The sequence below is a fragment of the Streptomyces sp. PH9007 genome, from assembly GCF_059813725.1.
In genome coordinates, this window is the sequence record NZ_CM187440.1 from 4146460 (window position 1) to 4162838 (window position 16379).

General features: G+C 73.9%; 13 protein-coding genes. 9 read left to right on the top strand and 4 right to left on the bottom strand.

All coding sequences use genetic code 11. The annotated features are described in order from the left end of the window. The first annotated feature begins 24 nt into the window (after positions 1-24). From ACTFAP_RS19175 to ACTFAP_RS19210, 8 genes are all read left to right on the top strand, one after another. On the top strand, positions 25-2187 hold the full coding sequence (locus ACTFAP_RS19175) for an MMPL family transporter (protein ID WP_495681675.1): 2163 nt from the start codon (positions 25-27) through the stop codon (positions 2185-2187). 346 nt (positions 2188-2533) lie between these two features. Beyond that, positions 2534-2716 carry a hypothetical protein gene (locus ACTFAP_RS19180; protein WP_390117430.1) on the top strand — a complete coding sequence of 61 codons (183 nt, stop codon included), beginning with the start codon at positions 2534-2536 and terminating at the stop codon, positions 2714-2716. Between the two features lie 100 nt (positions 2717-2816). Next, positions 2817-5951, top strand: coding sequence for a lantibiotic dehydratase (locus ACTFAP_RS19185; protein WP_500466957.1), 3135 nt, complete (start codon positions 2817-2819; stop codon positions 5949-5951). Then, positions 5948-7255 (top strand): lanthionine synthetase C family protein, encoded by a 1308-nt coding sequence (locus ACTFAP_RS19190; RefSeq protein WP_500466958.1) that lies wholly within the window; start codon positions 5948-5950, stop codon positions 7253-7255. The genes ACTFAP_RS19185 and ACTFAP_RS19190 overlap by 4 nt, the downstream gene beginning before the upstream one ends. A 41-nt stretch (positions 7256-7296) precedes the next feature. Then, complete coding sequence (locus tag ACTFAP_RS19195) at positions 7297-8175, top strand: HTTM domain-containing protein (protein ID WP_500466959.1); 879 nt, start codon at positions 7297-7299, stop codon at positions 8173-8175. Beyond that, positions 8159-9178, top strand: coding sequence for an alpha/beta hydrolase (locus ACTFAP_RS19200; RefSeq protein WP_500466960.1), 1020 nt, complete (start codon positions 8159-8161; stop codon positions 9176-9178). Before ACTFAP_RS19195 ends, ACTFAP_RS19200 begins: the two co-directional genes overlap by 17 nt. Then, positions 9153-9704: a hypothetical protein gene (locus tag ACTFAP_RS19205; RefSeq protein WP_500466961.1), complete on the top strand. Its 552-nt coding sequence runs from the start codon at positions 9153-9155 to the stop codon at positions 9702-9704. Before ACTFAP_RS19200 ends, ACTFAP_RS19205 begins: the two co-directional genes overlap by 26 nt. Beyond that, on the top strand, positions 9701-10912 hold the full coding sequence (locus ACTFAP_RS19210; protein ID WP_500466962.1) for a cytochrome P450: 1212 nt from the start codon (positions 9701-9703) through the stop codon (positions 10910-10912). The genes ACTFAP_RS19205 and ACTFAP_RS19210 overlap by 4 nt, the downstream gene beginning before the upstream one ends. On the opposite strand, the gene ACTFAP_RS19215 is transcribed toward ACTFAP_RS19210, so the two are convergent. Beyond that, positions 10902-11732, bottom strand: a complete 831-nt coding sequence (locus ACTFAP_RS19215; protein WP_500466963.1) for a GNAT family N-acetyltransferase — start codon at positions 11730-11732, stop codon at positions 10902-10904. The genes ACTFAP_RS19210 and ACTFAP_RS19215 overlap by 11 nt on opposite strands. 226 nt (positions 11733-11958) lie before the next feature. On the opposite strand from ACTFAP_RS19215, the gene ACTFAP_RS19220 reads away from it, so the two are divergent. Further along, complete coding sequence (locus ACTFAP_RS19220) at positions 11959-12711, top strand: GntR family transcriptional regulator (protein ID WP_400010002.1); 753 nt, start codon at positions 11959-11961, stop codon at positions 12709-12711. Positions 12712-12739: 28 nt separating this feature from the next. Here the strand turns inward: ACTFAP_RS19220 and ACTFAP_RS19225 are convergent, their stop codons facing one another. The 3 genes from ACTFAP_RS19225 to ACTFAP_RS19235 form a co-directional block, all read right to left on the bottom strand. Further along, entirely contained in the window at positions 12740-15238 is a 2499-nt protein-coding gene (locus ACTFAP_RS19225) for a SpoIIE family protein phosphatase (RefSeq protein WP_500466964.1), read from the bottom strand. Positions 15239-15393: 155 nt separating this feature from the next. Then, positions 15394-15597 carry an SPOR domain-containing protein gene (locus tag ACTFAP_RS19230; RefSeq protein WP_390117410.1) on the bottom strand — a complete coding sequence of 68 codons (204 nt, stop codon included), beginning with the start codon at positions 15595-15597 and terminating at the stop codon, positions 15394-15396. A gap of 108 nt (positions 15598-15705) precedes the next feature. Then, positions 15706-16332 (bottom strand): TPM domain-containing protein, encoded by a 627-nt coding sequence (locus tag ACTFAP_RS19235; RefSeq protein ID WP_495681684.1) that lies wholly within the window; start codon positions 16330-16332, stop codon positions 15706-15708. Positions 16333-16379 lie beyond the last annotated feature (47 nt).

Genomic DNA, 16379 nt, shown 5'->3' on the forward strand with positions numbered 1-16379 from the left:
TATACCGCCATGACGAGGAGCAGCATGAACGGGCCGTCACGTGCCACCAGATGGGGCATCCCCCTGATCCTGCTCGCCCTGTGGCTGGGCATCGGCGGGGCGCTCGGCCCGTTCGCCGGGCGGCTGGGCGAGGTCTCCACCAACGACCAGGCCGCCTTCCTGCCACAGAGCGCGGAATCCACCCGGGTCATCGAGGAGCAGCGGGCCTTCGACCAGGACGGCACCCTGCCCGCGATCGTGGTGTGGACCGCCACCGACGGCGGCCCGCTGCCCGAGGGCGCTGCGGCCGTCGCCGGGGCGGCTCTGGCCGCTCTGGAGGGTGAGCCCGGCGTGCTCGGCGTCTCGCCCGCCCTGCCCTCGGAGGACGGCGAGGCCCTCCAGGGCGTCGTCCAACTGCCCCCCGACCTCGGGGAGGAGCTGGAACCGGTCCTCGAATCCGTCCGGGAGGCCGTCACCGTCCCGGGCGGACTGACGGCGCTGATCGGCGGTCCGGCGGCCAGCCAGGTCGATCTCTCCGGCGCCTTCGCCGGCATCGACGGTCTGCTGCTGGGGGTGGCCGTGATCACCGTGCTGCTCATCCTGCTGCTCGTCTACCGCAGCGTGCTGCTCCCGCTGGCCATCATTACCGGCGCGGTCCTGGCCCTGGCCCTGGCCTGCGCCGTGGTCTACGCGCTCGCCGACCGTGACATCGTGCGGGTGGACGGCCAGGTGCAGGGCATCCTGTCGATTCTGGTGATCGGCGCGGCCACCGACTACGCGCTGCTGTACACCGCCCGGTTCCGCGAGGAACTGGTCGCCGGCCGGGACCGTTTCCCGGCGGCGCTGCGGGCCGCGCGCAACTCGGCCGGGGCCATCGTCGCCAGCGCCGCCACCGTCGCCCTCGGACTGCTGGCCCTGCTGCTGAGCGACCTCACCAACAACCAGGCCCTGGGCCCGGTCGGCGCCATCGGCATCGCCTGCGCCGTGCTCAGCACCCTGACCTTCCTGCCCGCCGTGCTCATCCTGCTGGGCCGTTCCGCGTACTGGCCGGCCCGGCTGCCCCGTACGGCCGCCCCCGCCGCCGGGGACGAGCCCGACGCCGCCAGGGAGGCCCCGGAGCCGGCGGGCGGCGCGGGCGTGTGGCACCGCGTCGCCGCCCTGGTCGACCGCGCGCCCAGGAAGGTGTGGGCGACGACCCTCGCCCTGCTCGTGGCCTGCGCCGCGTTCGCCCCGCTGCTGGACTCGCGCGGCGTGCCGCTGGAGGAGACCTTCATCCGCGACGCCCCCTCGGTGACCGCCCAGGCGGTGCTGAGCGAGCACTTCCCCGGCGGCTCCGGGAACCCGGCCGTGGTCATCGCCGCGGCCGACGCCGTGACGGAGGTGGCCCAGGCCGCCGCCGCCACGGCCGGGGTGGACTCGGCCACGCCCGTGACCGCCTCCGGCGCCCCCGGCGGCGAGCCGCTGGTCGTCGACGACCGGGTGCGGATCAACGTCACCCTGGCGGACCCCGCCGACAGCCGGGCGGCGGAGCAGACCGTCGAGCGGCTGCGCGACGTGCTGGGCGAGGTGCCCGGGGCCGACGCGCTGGTCGGCGGCTACACGGCGCAGCAGTACGACACCCAGGCCACCGCCGCCTCGGACCGGCTGCTGATCGTTCCGGTCGTTCTGGTGATCATCGTGCTGGTGCTGGTGGGGCTGCTGCGCTCGCTGCTGATGCCGGTGCTGCTGGTGGCCACCGTGGCGCTGAACTACCTCGCCACGCTGGGCATCTCGGCGCTGGTCTTCCAGTACCTGTTCGGCTTCAGCGGCACGGACGCCTCGGTGCCGCTGTACGGCTTCGTCTTCCTGGTGGCGCTGGGGGTGGACTACAACATCTTCCTGATGTCCCGGGTCCGCCAGGAGACGGTCCTGCACGGTACGCGGCAGGGGCTGCTGCGCGGGCTGATCTCCACCGGCGGGGTCATCACCTCCGCCGGGGTGGTGCTGGCCGCGACCTTCGCGGCGCTGCTCGTCATCCCGCTCGCGTTCCTCGCCCAGCTGGCCTTCATCGTGGCGTTCGGGGTGCTGATGGACACGCTCGTCGTCCGCTCGCTGCTGGTCCCCGCCCTGGTGCGGGACATCGGCCCGCGCTCGTGGTGGCCGGCCCGCCCCGGCGGCGCGGCGGACACGCCCGCCGGTGACCGGGAGAAGACCCCGGCCGGCGTCTGACGCCGACCGGCCCCGACGGCCGGGTCACCCGCTTCCGCAGCGGGTGGCCCGGCCGTCGTGTGTGTGGGGATTCCGTGGCCCCTCGTATCTCTTTCCTTTCCGGTTCCTGCTGTGCGCCCCGGATTAAGTGGCGGCACACACTCCGGTCAGTCGTTAAACCCGGTGTACCTAACAACAAGTTGTCATGGTGGGCGGTAAACAGTGATTTCCGTCCCTGGCGCACCTCTTGACACCCCTCGTCGCACATCCGTAGGCTCCCGCACTGTTGTTCATTTCCCTGGCTTTATCGCCGGGTAAAGGGAATTGCGACAGCGTTCGCGTACAAGTCAACGAAGGAGTCAGATCAATGGGTGCTGACCTCATCACCGCGGCGGCGAATGAGGAACTGTCCGACCTTGACCTCGACCTCACGTTCGCCCCCAACGACGAAAACACGCACGTCATGCTGGCCTGTGCCGTCGACAGCATGGGCAACAACGTCAACACGTCCCGGGGGATCATCCCCCAGGCGCCGGTCTGCTGCTTCTGATCGACAGACAGGGCCGGTCCACGGGCGAAAGGGGAGGCGACTCCCCGGCCCGTGGGCCCGCCCACTGATTCCGGGCGGGGAGAGGCAAGAGCGGGAACACATGACGGAAACGTATTTCACCGCGGAAGAACCCATGCTTCTGCGGGTCGCCACCCTTTCGCGCGAAGGGCTTTCCGGGCCGCTGCTGCGGACGGCGGTCACCGGTGAGATGTCGGACGACGAGCTCGTTTCCTATATCCGGGAATTGGCGTCCCACGCCATTCTCCGGGAATCCGTCGCGGTCTCCAGCGGATCGTTGAGCGACACACTGGACAAGATCGAGCAGGGCACTCCGCATTCCCGCAAGAAGCTGCTCGGCACGGCCATCTCGCTCACCAAGTACGCGCTGCGCCTGACCGGCCGACCCACCCCCTTCGGGATTCAGGCCGGCGTGTCGATCGCGACCGCAGCCGAGCGGGCGGCCGTCCGCCGTACCGCCCCCACCAAGCGGGTGAGTCACGACGCGCGCTGGGCGGAGCGGGCCGCCGGGCTGCTCTTGGCGGACGACGGGGTGCGGAACGCGCTGACCGTCGTCGCCAACGACCTGTGCCTGCCGCGCGGCGGCCGGCTCGTGCTGCCCTACGCGCGCGGCGGCGACACCACCGGCGACCGGGCCGCCGCGAGCCGCAACGGCAGCGTCTCGGTGCGCGTGACCCGGCTGCTGTCCGCCGTCCTGACCGCCACCAGGACCCCCGTGACCTACCGCGACCTGGTACGCGACACCGTCCGGGACTTCCCCGACCTGACCGGGCAGCGCGTCGACGGCTATCTGCGCGAACTGATCGGCCGCGAGGTGCTGCTGACCTCCCTCGACACCCAGGACTTCGGCGGCGCGATCCCCGGCGCGGCCGGCACGGGGCTGCCCGCCGCCCTGCCCGGGATCGCGGAGGCCGCACGGCGCTACACGGAGCAGGACCTGGGCCGGGGCCGCGCCGCCTTCGCCCACGCCGCCGCCACGGCCCGCGACGCGGTCGGCGACGCGGCCGGCGCAGCCGACAACCCGCTCCAGGTGGACCTCGGGGCGGACATCGAAGCCACCCTGCCCCACGAGGTCCTGCGCGAGGTCGAGAGCTACGCCTCCACGCTGTGGCGCATCGCGCCCGACGTCCCCTCGCACCCGCACATGACGGCGTACTTCGACGCCTTCGTCGACCGCTACGGCCGGTACGGCGCGGAGCGCCTGGAGACCCTGGTCGACTCCCACCGGGGACTCGGCTTCCCCACCGGCTACCTCCACCCCCGCGTGGAGCCCAGCGGCCTCGGCGCGTACGAACGCCCCGTCCCTGAGGAGGAGAACCGGGAACGGTATGAGGTCACCGCCGAACTCCTGCACCGCGCCCTGCGCGACGGACGGGGCGAAGTCACCCTCGGCGCCGCCGAGATCGAGCGGCTGGCCCGGCACTCCACGAGCGAGGCCCCGCCCTCCTCCATGGACCTCTGCTTCCACCTGCTGTCCCCGGGCCTGGCGGAACTCACCGCGGGCGACTTCGAACTCGTCGCCTCGCCCCTCGTCGGCTCCCGCGTCATCGGCGCCACCCTGGGACGGTTCGCCGAGCTGACCGGACACACCGAGGCGATCGCCGCACTGTGCACGGACGCCCGCTCCACGGAGCCGGGCACCCTGTACGCGCAGGTCATGTTCCGGCCCAGCAACCTCCGGGCCCGCAACGTCATGCGCACCCCCCGGCTCTCCCCCCACACCCTGCCGGTCGGCACCTTCCCCGGCCGCGACACGGGCGCCATCGACTGGCGCGAGCTGATCGTGTACTCCGACGGGCGCGCCCTGCGGCTGTACTGGGAACGGGCGGACCGTCATGTCCAGCCCTTCGTCCCGCACATGCTGGCCCTCGCCGAACGCGCCCCGAACCTCGCCCGGTTCCTCAGCGAACTCCGGTACACCGAGGGCACCAAGCCCTGGACCCCCTGGTCCTGGGCGGGCTTCGAGGCCATGCCCGATCTGCCGCGGGTCCGCGTCGGGCGCGTCATCGCCTTCCCCCGCACCTGGCGGCCCACCGCCGCACTGCGGCAGGCCGCACAGCACAAGGACACCTGGCAACGCGGCCTGCCCGCCTGGCGGGAGCGGGCGGAGATCCCCGGCGCGGTGAGCGTGGCGCGCGGGGACCGGGTCTACCCCATCGACCTCGACAACGCCTTCCACGGCGAGATGCTCCGGCGCGACGTGCTCAAGGGCGGCGTCATGGTCACCGAGACCACCGGCGCGAAGGAGCGGGACAGCGGCTGGCTGGAGGGCCGCAGCAACGAGATCGTGGTCCCGCTGCGCAGCGCGCGCCGCCCCGCGCCCGCCCGGGCCTTCACCCGCGACCGGGCCCGTACGGTGTTCGCCCAGCCGCGCCACGCACCGGGCGGGGAGTGGGCCTACGTCCAGGTGCACGCCGACACCTCGGCCCACAGCACGTTCCTCTCCCGGCATCTGCCCCAGGTCGTACGGGCGGTGGCGGCCGACACCGACCGGTGGTTCTTCCTGCGGTTCGGCTCCCCGGGCCCGCACCTGCGGCTGCGCTTCCACCGCGGATCGCCCGAGGCCGGCACCCGGCTGCTGGACTCGCTGCTGGCCGCGCTCAGCACGGTGCGCGCCACCCACGCCATCCGCGAGGTGACCGTCCACACCTACGAGCCGGAGGTCAGCAGGTACGGCGGGCCCGAGGCGCTGCCGCTGGCCGAGCGCGTCTTCTGCACCGACAGCCAGACCGCCGTCAACCAGATCGGCCTGCTGGAGGGCGGCGCGGGCGCGGCCGTGGGGCCGGTGACGCTGCTGGCCGCCAACCACGCCTGCCTGCTGACCGCCCTGGGCTTCGACTGGCCCGCGTGGGCCGGGAAGCAGTTCCCGCGCAGCCGGGACGGGGAGGTCTCGCGCGCGGAGATCGACGCCGCCCGCGAGCTGATCACCGCGCACGACACCGCGCGGCGGGTCGCCGAGGTCCTGCCGGCCGCCAACCTCGAACCGGCCTGGACCGGCAACGTGGCGGCCAAGGAGTACGGCGAGCTGCTGTGGCACCCGTCCTCCGCCCTCACCCCGGTGCAGCGCGACCACGCCGTCCTCAGCCTGCTGCACATGCAGCACAACCGGCTCATCGGCAGCGACGAGCACAGCGAGCGGCGCGCGCTCACGCTGCTGGGACACGTGGCCCGGGGGCTCGCGCGCCCCGGCCGGCCGGGGCACGGGGGAACGGAGTGAACCCGACGCCCACCGACGCCGACCCGCGCACCGGGGCCGCCGGGATCACGGCCGAGGTCGCCCGCCGGCTGCGCGATCCCGGCCGGATCCTGGACCACTTCGCCGCCTCGCCCGACACCGCCCTGTGGACGCCCCAGACCCGGCACACCCTCGGCAAGGGCCTGGCAGGGACGGCGCTGTTCCTGGACCACACCGGGACCGGCGGCCAGGACACCGGCCCCGCCGCGCACACCCACCTGACGGCCGTCGCCCGCTGGCTGGGCCGGATCCCCGCGCTCAACGCCGGCCTGCACACGGGCCTCGCGGGCATCGGCCTCGCCGCCCACGGCCGCGCCGCCCGGTCCGGTGGCTACGCCACCTTCCTGGACCGGCTGGACCGGGCGCTGGCCGCCATGGCCGCCTCCCAGCACGAGGCCGCGTCAGCCCCGCTGTCCACCCTGGCCGGGTACGACGTCATCGTCGGCCTGACCGGCACCGGACGGTACGCCCTGCTGCGCGGCGCCCCGCTGCGCCCGGTGCTGGAGAGCGTCCTCACCGCGCTGGTCCGGCTGACGGAACCCGTGGCCACCGAGGGCGGGTCCGTCCCCGGGTACTGGAGCCTGAGCCGCCCCCGGGGGGAGCCGGTGACCCGCGCGCGGGACGGCCATCTCAACCTGGGGCTCTCGCACGGGATCGCCGGCCCGCTCGCCCTGCTGTCCCTCGCCCTGGAGGCGGGCGTGCGCGTACCCGGGCAGCGGGAGGCCATCGAGCGGATCGCGCGGGTGTACGGGGAGCGGCACCGCGCCGACCCGTACGGCCTCCACTGGCCCAACCTGCTGACCTGGGACGACTGGCACCACGGTGGGGCGGGCGCCGGCCGGGGCCGGGTCGCCTGGTGCTACGGCAGCCTGGGCATCGCCTGCTCCCTGCGGCTCGCCGCCCGCGCCACCGGCCGCGCGGACCTGGCGAAGCTGGCGGCACAGGCCGTGGCGGCGATGCTCCGCATGCCGGTCGGCGAGTGGGGGATCACGGACGCCTCCCTGTGCCACGGCTGGGCCGGGGCGCTGAACTGCCTGAAGTTCTTCGCCACCGGGGAACACGCCACCGAGGTCGCCCGGACGCGGGAGCACCTGGCCCGGCGGATCGTGCGGCACTTCGAGCCGGGCTCCGCGTTCGGCTACCGGTACCCGGAGCCGGGCAGCGGCCGGCCCATCGACGCCCCCGGATTCCTCGACGGCGCCGCCGGCGCGGCCCTCGCGCTGGACGCCCACACCCGGGGCGACACGGCGCCGGCCGCCTGGGACGCCGCGCTCCTGCTGGCCTGACCGAACACCGTTCCTGCGAAGAGGTGATGAGAGTGCGCCGTGTGTCGCACCTGATGAAGAAGGCGTTCCGGTCTCCGCGGATCGGCAGGGAGAGAGCACTCACCACGACCGAGCAGGTGAGCGCGCTCACCCACCTCGTCAACAGCCTGGAGGTGCTCGCCAACGAACGCGACCCGCGCAACGCCGTCCTGGCCGACTGGGACCTGCTGCGCGAGCGGTACACCTGGGCGCCGCGACCCGTCCAGCGGGCCCTGGGCCTGGTCGCCAGGCCCGGCGTCAGCCGCGCCATCCACCTGGCGCGGGCGGCGGCGGCCCTCTCCCTGCTGATCCCCGGCACCCCCCGCCGGCACCGGGTGGCCACCGGGGCGTTCCTGTCCCTGAGTTCCGCCGTCACCAACCCGCGCCAGTACTTCGGTACGGACGGCTCGGACCAGGTCGCCTTCATGGTGCAGGGCGTCGCGGCCCTCGCGCGCTCCCAGGACAGCAGGCCCGCCGTCGTCGACGCCTGCCTGTGGTTCGTCGGGGTCCAGTCGGCCCTGTCGTACGCGACCGCCGGGGTGGCGAAACTCGCCGGGCCGCAGTGGCGCAACGGTGAGGCGCTGCCGCTGGTGCTGCGCACGGAGGCGTACGGCGACGGCGCCTCCTACGCCCTGGCGAAGCGGTATCCGCGCGTCACCCGGGCCGTCGGGGCCGGCGTCATCGTCGTGGAGTGCGCCTTCCCGCTGGTGTTCGCCGGGAAGGGCCGGCTGACGGTCCCGATGCTGGCGACCACCGCCACCTTCCACGTGGTGAACGGCCGGGTCATGGGCCTGTCCCGCTTCGTGTGGGCGTTCCTGTCCACCTATCCGGCGGTCCTCTACGTCACACAGTCGACCGGGCGAGCGAGCGGAACGGGTGGTGCGGATGTCCACGGCCGGTAGAAGCGATGTCCTGCCCCGGCTGACCGGCGGGCTGCTCGCCGGGGCCCTCGCCTGCGGCCTGGGCATGCGGTCGGCACGCCGGCGCCGTGTCGAACGCGGCGCGGGCGACGAGGAGTTCCTGGAGACCGGCGCGGGGAACCTCATCGCGTACACGCTCCACCGGGCCGCCAGGCCCCGGTTCCCCCAGGACCCGATCCTGGTGTTCGTGCCCGACCTGGGCACGCCGGTGGCCCGCTGGACCGCGCTGCGCGAGGCGCTCGCGCCCGGGTTCTCCGTCCTCGCCCATGACCGCGCCGGCTACGGCAGAAGCCGCTACCGCCGCCGTACCCCCTTCACCCTCGACACGGCCCGCGCCGACCTGGTCGACGTCATCGCCGCCGCCCCGCCCGGCAGGCCCGTGATCCTGGTCGGTCACCGGCTCGGCGGCCTGCTGGCCATGGCCGCCCAGGAGACGTCCCGGCGGCCCGTGGCGGGGCTGGTGCTGCTCGACCCGCGCTACCCCTGCGAGCTGGGACGTTCCGCGCTGCTGCACAGCGGCTCGGAGCAGGTGGGCCACAACATGAGCCACATTCCGCTCTCCTGCGAACTGGGCCTGGCCCCGCTGCTGGCCACCCCGCCCTGGGAACGGCTCCTCAGCGCGGAAGCACGGCGACTGTGCCTGGACCAGTACCGCGACGCCGGCCTGTGGCGGGCGGCGCTGCGGGAGTGGCGGGCGGCGCACACCGAACTCACCACGGGCGCCCCGCCGAAGGTGACCGCCCCCGTCCAACTGGTGACCTCCGGGCCGCGCAGCGCCCAGAGCCGCGCCTACGAGGAGTTCGGCGCGGAGCTGCTGGCCTCGGTGGAGCACGGCGCGCACACCGTGCTGGAGCGGGTGCAGCGGGACCAGGTGCCGCTGACACCGGAGTGCGTGACCGCCCTGGCCCGCGTCATCGGGGAGTTCGCCGGATCGGCTGTCGAGGAATCAGGAGGACGGTATGCCGCACCGCACCACGCCGGGTGAACGAGGCGTCCAGCTGCTGCTCGCCGGATGGCTCGCGGTGACCGTGCTGAGCCAGCACCCGCAGCGCTCCTTCGACGCGCTGCGCCGGTACGACAAGGTCGGGGCGATCCCGAACTGGCGCTTCTTCGCCCCGTTCCCCATCCAGCACGACTATGTGCTGCTCTACCGGGTGGCCGGGGACGACGGCCGGGTCACTCCGTGGCGCCGCGCCATGGAGCGGCAGAAGCGCTCCTGGTCCTCGGTGGTGTGGTCGCCGGGCCGCCGTGGCGAGAAGTCGGTGCTCGCGGTGTGCGCGGAGCTGGTGACGGACCTGCTGGCGGGCGGCCAGGAGGCGGTGCGCGACGGGGTCCCCGACCGGATGCTGCGCGCGTTCGTCCGGCAGGCGGCCCTGATGGACCCCGAAACGCCGGCGGACGGACGCCGCTGCCAGTTCCTGATCTGCGAGAGCGGCGGCTACGAGACCGCCATCGCGCCCAAGTTCCTGCACGCGTCCCCGTTCTTCGCCCTGCGACCGGAGGCGGCATGACGGACGCCCAGGCGCTCCTGACGGGGCTCTTCTCCCCGGCCGGGCAGGCCGACCCCTATCCCGCCTACCGTGCGCTCCTGGCGGCGGGCCCGGTCCACCGCACCGGGAACCGGTTCTGGGTGCTGGGCCACGCCGAGGCGTACGAGGCCCTGCGCGACCCGCGGTTCCGGCTGGCGACCCAGCCCCCGCCCGACAAGCAGGACGCGGCGGGGGACGCGGCGCAGGACCAGCACCTGTTCGCCAGCTCCCTGCTCTACGTCCGGCCGCGCTCGCACGCCTGGATGCGGCGGCTGCTCTCCCAGCCGTTCTCGCCCCGCCGGCTGGAGGAACTGCGGCCCATGATCGCCCGCAACGCCGGGCTGCTGCTCGACCGTCTGGAGGAGCTGGGGCGGGGCGGCGCACGCGTCGATCTGCTGCGCGAGTTCGCCTACCCGCTGCCGATCGCGGTGATCAGCGAACTGGTCGGCGTGCCGCGCGCGGACCGGGACTGGTTCCGCGGGGAACTGCACCGGCACCTGGAGAACGTGCTCGGCCCGTCCGCGCCGAAGGAGGCCGCGGCGTCGTCCGGCGCCGTGGAGGAGTACTTCGCCGCGCTCATCGCCGAACGGCGCCGGAAGCCGGCGGACGACCTCATCAGCGAGCTGATCCTCGCGCAGGGCGACGACGGCCGGGGCCTCAGCGACCGGGAACTGCTGGCGAACGTGGTTTTCCTGTACGTCGCCGGGTTCGAGACCACCTCCTACGCCATCGCCAACAGCGTCCTCCTGCTGCGCGACCGCCCGGAAGAGCGGGCGGCCATCGCCGGGAACGCGGCAGCCGCGGTGGGCTTCACCGATGAGGTCATCCGCTTCGACCCGCCCTCCCAGCTGGCCAATCTGCGCTGGGCGAGCCGGGACCTCTCGCTGGCCGGACACCGCGTTCCCGAGGGCTCGGCCGTGTCGGTGTGCCTCGGGGCGGCGAACCGGGACCCGGCGCGGTACCCCGACCCCGATCGCTTCGACCCCGCCCGCAGCGGCGGCCCGTCCATCGCCTTCAGCGCGGGACCGCACTACTGCCTGGGGACCGGTCTCGCACGGCTGGAGACGCAGGAGGCGCTGCACCTGCTGTGCCGGCGCTTCCCCGGTCTGCGGACCACCGCCGAGCCGGTGCGCGGGCAGAGCTTTCCGATCCGGCGCTTCGCCTCGTTCCCCGTCGCGGTCAGCCCGTGAGCCGCCGCAGGAGCACGACGCCGCTCACCGGGTAGCCGAGGGCGTCGTAGAGCCGCTGGGCGGGGCGGTTGTCGGCGAAGACGCTGAGGCTCAGGGTGGAACACCCCAGGGACAGCGCCTCGTTCTCGGCGGCCCGCAGCAGGGCGCGGCCGTGTCCCTGGCCGCGGTGGTCCGGCGCGATCCGTACGTCGTGGACGAAGGCCCTGGTCTGCGGGCCACGGGTGACACCGGCCCACAGGTGTCCGACCGGCACGCCCCGGTGGCAGAGCGAACGGAGGAGGTACCGGTGCGAGTCGAGGCGGTGCGCGGTCAGGTCCGCCGCCCAGCGGCCGGCTCCCGTCTCGGCCTCGGCGGCCGGGATGCCGCCCCGGCGCAGGGCGTCGCGGTAGTCCGCGCGGAAGAGCGGCAGCCAGTCCAGGAAGCCGCGTTCGGTCAGGGCGTGGAGGGTGTACGCGCCGTCCACCGGCTGCCGGCCGCCCAGCGGCGTGCTGCGGGTGCGGGCCAGTTCGCGGTAGCCCAGCGCCCGGAACGCGGGCAGCAGGGGGTGGCCGGCGGTGGGCAGGGTCACCTGGGCGTAGCCGCAGCCACGGGCGCGCAGCCGTTCCCCGGCCGCGGTGATCGCCGCGCGGGCCCAGTGGAGGCCGGGGTCGGGGCGGGTGATCCGGAGGGCGTCGATCCGGCCTCCGGTGGAGCCGGCCGTCGTCGGTGCCGTCAGGCCCAGGTGGCCGACGGTGCCTTCCGGGTGCGCCCGGATCTCGGACACCCCGCTTCCGGGGATGTCGATGAGGTGGATTCGGCGCGCCGGGTCCCGGGTCGGCAAAGGAGGCTCCTTCGGGAGAAGGCGGCCCAGTGTGCCATGGGAGGCGGCAGGGCGCTATGGCCCGTGAACGGGCCGCGCCGTCACGGAACTTCGGCGATCCGTGCTGGTCACGGACGCGTCATCACTTCGGGTGATTCGGTGGCCAGCTCTTGCGGACGGCAACCCTCCGTTGTCAAGCTGTTGCTGTTTGTGAAATCAGCAGACGGATCAACGCCGGGGAGGGCTTATGCCGTTCGGTGAGCAGCCCGCGTATCTGAAGGTGGCCGATGATCTGCGGCAGCAGATCGCCGATGGGACGCTGCCGCCGCACACCCGTCTCCCCTCGCAGGCGAGCATCCGGGCGAAGTACGGGGTCTCGGACACCGTCGCCCTGGAGGCGCGGAAGGTGCTGATGGCCGAGGGGCTGGTCGAGGGGCGCTCCGGTTCGGGGACCTATGTGCGGGAGCGGCCGGCGCCCCGGCGGATCTCGCGCAGCGGGTACCGGACGATGGGGGAGTGCTCGCCGTTCCGGCAGGAGCAGACCGACGAACGGGTGCGCGGCACCTGGGAGGGGCGCAGCGAGCGGGTCGCCGCCGGGGAAGCGGTGGCCGACCGGCTGGCGATCTCCCCCCGGGACGCGGTGATGTGCACCCGCTACGTGTTCCGTTCCGGCAATGAGCCGGTGATGCTGTCCACGTCCTGGGAGCCGCTGGCCGTCACCGGCCGGACCCCGGTGATGCTGCCCGAGGAGGGCCCGCTGGCGGGGCGCGGGGTGGTGGAGCGGATGGCGGCCATCGACATCCAGGTGGACAACGTGGCCGAGGAGGTCGGCGCCCGGCCGGCGCTGGCCGCCGAGGCACGGGTGCTGGGCGGCCTCGCCGGGCATCCGGTGCTCGTCATCACCCGCACCTACCGGGCGGGCGGGCTGCCGGTGGAGACCGCCGATGTGGTGATCCCCGCCGACCGGTTCCGGATCGCCTACCACCTGCCGGTGAGATGAGGGCCCGCCGGGAGGCGTCGGACAGAGGCTAGGTGTCGGACAGTCCCTGGGGCAGCAGCAGTTCGAACCACACCGTCTTGCCGTGGGCGGCCTGCCGGGTGCCCCAGCGCCGGGACTGACGGGCCACCAGGTGCAGGCCCCGGCCGCCCTCCTCCAGCAGGGAGGCGGTGCGCTCGTGCGGCGGGTCGGGGAGCCGGTCGGAGACCTCCACCAGCAGCGAGGTGCCGCGCACCATCCGCACCTCGACGGGGCCGTGCGCGTACCGCAGGGAGTTGGTGACCAGCTCGCTCACCAGCAGCACCGTGGTGTCCACCAGGGGTTCGAGGTTCCAGTCGAGCAGCGCCCGGCGCACCGCGCGCCGGGCCTTGCGCGGGGCGTGCGGTTCGGGGGCGAAGATCCATTCCGCCGAGTTGCCCTCGGGCAGGCCGCTCAGCCGGGCGGCCAGCAGCGCGATGTCGTCGGAGGGGCCCGGGGCGCCGCCGCCGGGGCCCGCCGCCGGGCTCAGGCCCTCGATGATCCGGTCGCACAGCTCCTCCAGCGGCGCCCCCGGGGTGCCCCTGGCCGCCAGCAGCGCGCACAGCCGCTCCAGGCCGGCCGTGATGGACTCGCCGCGGGTCTCGATCAGGCCGTCGGTGTACAGCACGAGCGTCGAGTCCTCGGGGACGGTGATGCGCCGTTCCTCGAAGGGCACCCCGCCCACGCCGAGCGGGGCGCCGGAGGGCAGCTCCAGCGCGTCGGCCGACCACAGGCCCGTGGCGTCGTCCCGGGTCACCAGCACGGGCGGCAGATGCCCGGCCTTGGCCAGGACGCACTCGCGCGAGGCCGGGTCGTACACGGCGTACAGGCAGGTCGCCCACAGCTGGTCGTCGGGGGCCTGGGCCAGGTCCTCGCTGAGGTCGTCCACCCGGCGCAGCAGTTCGGCCGGGGCCAGCTCCAGGCCGGCCAGGGTGCGCACGGCGGTGCGCAGCCGGCCCATGGTGGCGGCGGCGCGCAGCCCGTGGCCCATCACGTCGCCGACCACGAAGGCGACCCGGCCGCCCGCCAGCGGGATGACGTCGAACCAGTCGCCGCCCACCTCGGTGCCCACGCTGCCGGGCACATAGCGGTGGCCGACGGCGACGCCGGGCGGCTGCGGCACGTTCTGCGGCAGCAGGCTGCGCTGGAGGGTGAGGGCGGACTCCCGCTCCCGGGCGTACAGGCGGGCGTTGTCCATGGAGATGCCGGCCCGTCCGGCCACCTCCATGGCCAGGGCCTGGTCCTCCCGGTCGAAGGCGGAGCGGCGGCCGGCCCGGGTGAGGATGATCAGCCCCAGGACGGTGCCGCGGGCGCGCAGCGGCAGGATCAGCATCGAGTGGATGCCGAGGTCCATGGCGGCGCGCACCTTGGCGGACTGGGCGCCCAGCTCGTCCGGTGAGCCGATCAGCAGCGGGTTGCCGGTGCGCAGCACGGTGCTGAACGGGGAGCCGGGCTCGAAGGTGATGCGCTCGCCGGCCTCCAGGGCGGTGTCGGTGTGGGTGCTGTGCTGCTTGGCGGCGGTGCCCAGCTGGAGGACGGGTGTGTCCGGAAGCTGTTCGGCGGTGGGCAGCTCGCCGCCGTGCGCGACGGGGGCGAGCAGTTCCACGGCGGCGTAGTCGGCGAACCGGGGCACCAGCAGCTGGGCGAGTGAGCCGGCGATCAGGCGTACGTCCAGCAGGTCGCCGAGCGAGCTGCCGATGTCGTCCAGCATGGCGAGCCGCTGCCTGGCCCGTTCGATGCGGTCCAGGGCCTCGCGGCGTTCGGTGATGTCCGTGACGGTGGAGCTGACGCCGACGGTGCGCCCGTCGCGGTCGGTGAGCCGCCCGAAGGACAGGGAGTGGGCCCGTACCCCGTCGGGCGCGGGGGTGATCAGGTCGGTGACCGAGTGGCCGCTGCGCAGGACGTCGCCCTGGACGGCGTACACCTTCTGGGCCATGGGGGCGGGCAGGATGTCCAGCAGGGTCTTGCCGAGCAGTTCGGCGGGGGTGGCGTCGTGCATGCGGGCGAGTGCCTCGTTGACGCGCACCAGCCGCTGGTCGGTGTCGAAGACGCCGATGCCCAGCGGGGAGGCGGTGAACAGGGCGTCGAAGGCGGCCAGGTCCTGTTCGATGCCGGTCATCCGGGTGGTCTCCACCAGGTTGGCCAGGATGAACGGGGTGCCGCCGGCGTCCAGCAGCAGGGCGGCGCGGCCCTCCAGCTGGATGATGTGCCCGTCGCGGTGGCGCAGCGGCAGCCTGCCGCGCCAGTGTCTGCGGTTGCGCAGCGTGGCGTGGATGCGCGCGACGGTGGCGGGGGTGTGGCCGGGGGCGAGCATGTCGGTGAGGCGGCGGCCCACCGCGTCGCGGTCGGGCCAGCCCAGCAGCTCACGGGCCATGGGGCTCCACAGCCGGATGGTGCCGCGCTCGTCCAGCATGATGATCGCCACGCGCAGCACGTCGAGCAGTGAGCGCTCGTCGCTCCGGGCCGCGGGGACCGGGGTCAGTCCGGACGGCTCGGACGGGTTGGTCGTCACACGCTCCTGCCCCCGCTCGGGTACGTCTTCTCCGGATGATAACGGTATCCGGATAAATCGGACCAATCGTCCGATACCCATTGGGTTGATCGGGGTGGGCGGAGCGCTCCCCGGTAGGGCGCAGCGGTGCGGCGTGGTGGCGTGAGTGGTGCCGCTCAGCGGCGGGCGCGGGCTCCGGCCTCCACCCGTTCGACCAGATACCGGCCGGGCTCGGTGACGGGGCGTACGCCGGCGCCGGATTCGAGCCGCCTGATGAGGCGTTGTGCTTCGGCGCGGGTGGCGCAATGCCCTATGCGATAGCGACTGCCGTTTTCATCCTGCCGGATCACCTGCCATGGGCGCAGGTTGCTGTCGTTCATTCCTCACCCCCGGTCTGCATATGCCAGACCATACGCCTGTGCCTCACCCCGCGCACACGGATTGGCCGAGGGACCGTCCAACAACCTCCACCCAATGGCCGGTTGTCGTCACATGCCGCGCGGACCGCGACGGTCCCGGGTGCCGCGTACCACCAGATAACAGAGCACCACGACCCCCGCGGCGAACAGCGCGAGCGGCAGCACCGTCCCGATACCGCCACCCGCCGGAGGCTCCCCCGCCTCCGGCGCCCCGGTGGACGGCGCGGGGACGGGGATGCGCTCCCCCTCACGCACCGCCGCGAGCCCCTGTGCCGCGCCGATCGCCGCGCCCGCCCAGTCGCGGCGCCCGACCGCGGGCGCCACCGCCGTCCGCCCGATCTCCTGGATCTGTTCGCGCGTCAGCCCCGAGGCGGCGTTCACCGAGAAGGCGTACGCGCGCTGCGCGGTCCCCACCGCGAGCAGCACCGCGTGGGTGTCCAGCTGGTTCCGCTCCGCCGTGGCGTCGGCCCAGGTCTGGGCGTCGAGACCGGAGAAATCCCGGACGTAGGCGGCGTACAGCTGCAGGCCCTCCCCGGAGGCCACCTCGCCGATCGCCTCGCGCACCTCGGCGGCCCGGCCGCCCAGGGCGTCCGCCCGGTCGGTGACCCCGCCCTCGCCGGTCAGCTCGAGGGGGTACTCGGCCGGCAGCAGCAGCGCCGCGGTCCCGGCCAGCGCGGTGAGGCATCGCAGCAGCACCCCTTGACGCTATGCGGGCCGCCGCAGCCGCGCCGGATCCGGTACGC

What these genes read in the sequence shown, in the direction of transcription:
- ACTFAP_RS19175 (WP_495681675.1), top strand. Translation starts at nt 25, where the DNA reads ATGAACGGGCCGTCACGTGCCACCAGATGGGGCATCCCCCTGATCCTG.
- ACTFAP_RS19180 (WP_390117430.1), top strand. Translation starts at nt 2,534, where the DNA reads ATGGGTGCTGACCTCATCACCGCGGCGGCGAATGAGGAACTGTCCGAC.
- ACTFAP_RS19185 (WP_500466957.1), top strand. Translation starts at nt 2,817, where the DNA reads ATGACGGAAACGTATTTCACCGCGGAAGAACCCATGCTTCTGCGGGTC.
- ACTFAP_RS19200 (WP_500466960.1), top strand. Translation starts at nt 8,159, where the DNA reads ATGTCCACGGCCGGTAGAAGCGATGTCCTGCCCCGGCTGACCGGCGGG.
- ACTFAP_RS19205 (WP_500466961.1), top strand. Translation starts at nt 9,153, where the DNA reads ATGCCGCACCGCACCACGCCGGGTGAACGAGGCGTCCAGCTGCTGCTC.
- ACTFAP_RS19210 (WP_500466962.1), top strand. Translation starts at nt 9,701, where the DNA reads ATGACGGACGCCCAGGCGCTCCTGACGGGGCTCTTCTCCCCGGCCGGG.
- ACTFAP_RS19220 (WP_400010002.1), top strand. Translation starts at nt 11,959, where the DNA reads ATGCCGTTCGGTGAGCAGCCCGCGTATCTGAAGGTGGCCGATGATCTG.
- ACTFAP_RS19230 (WP_390117410.1), bottom strand. Translation starts at nt 15,597, where the DNA reads ATGAACGACAGCAACCTGCGCCCATGGCAGGTGATCCGGCAGGATGAA.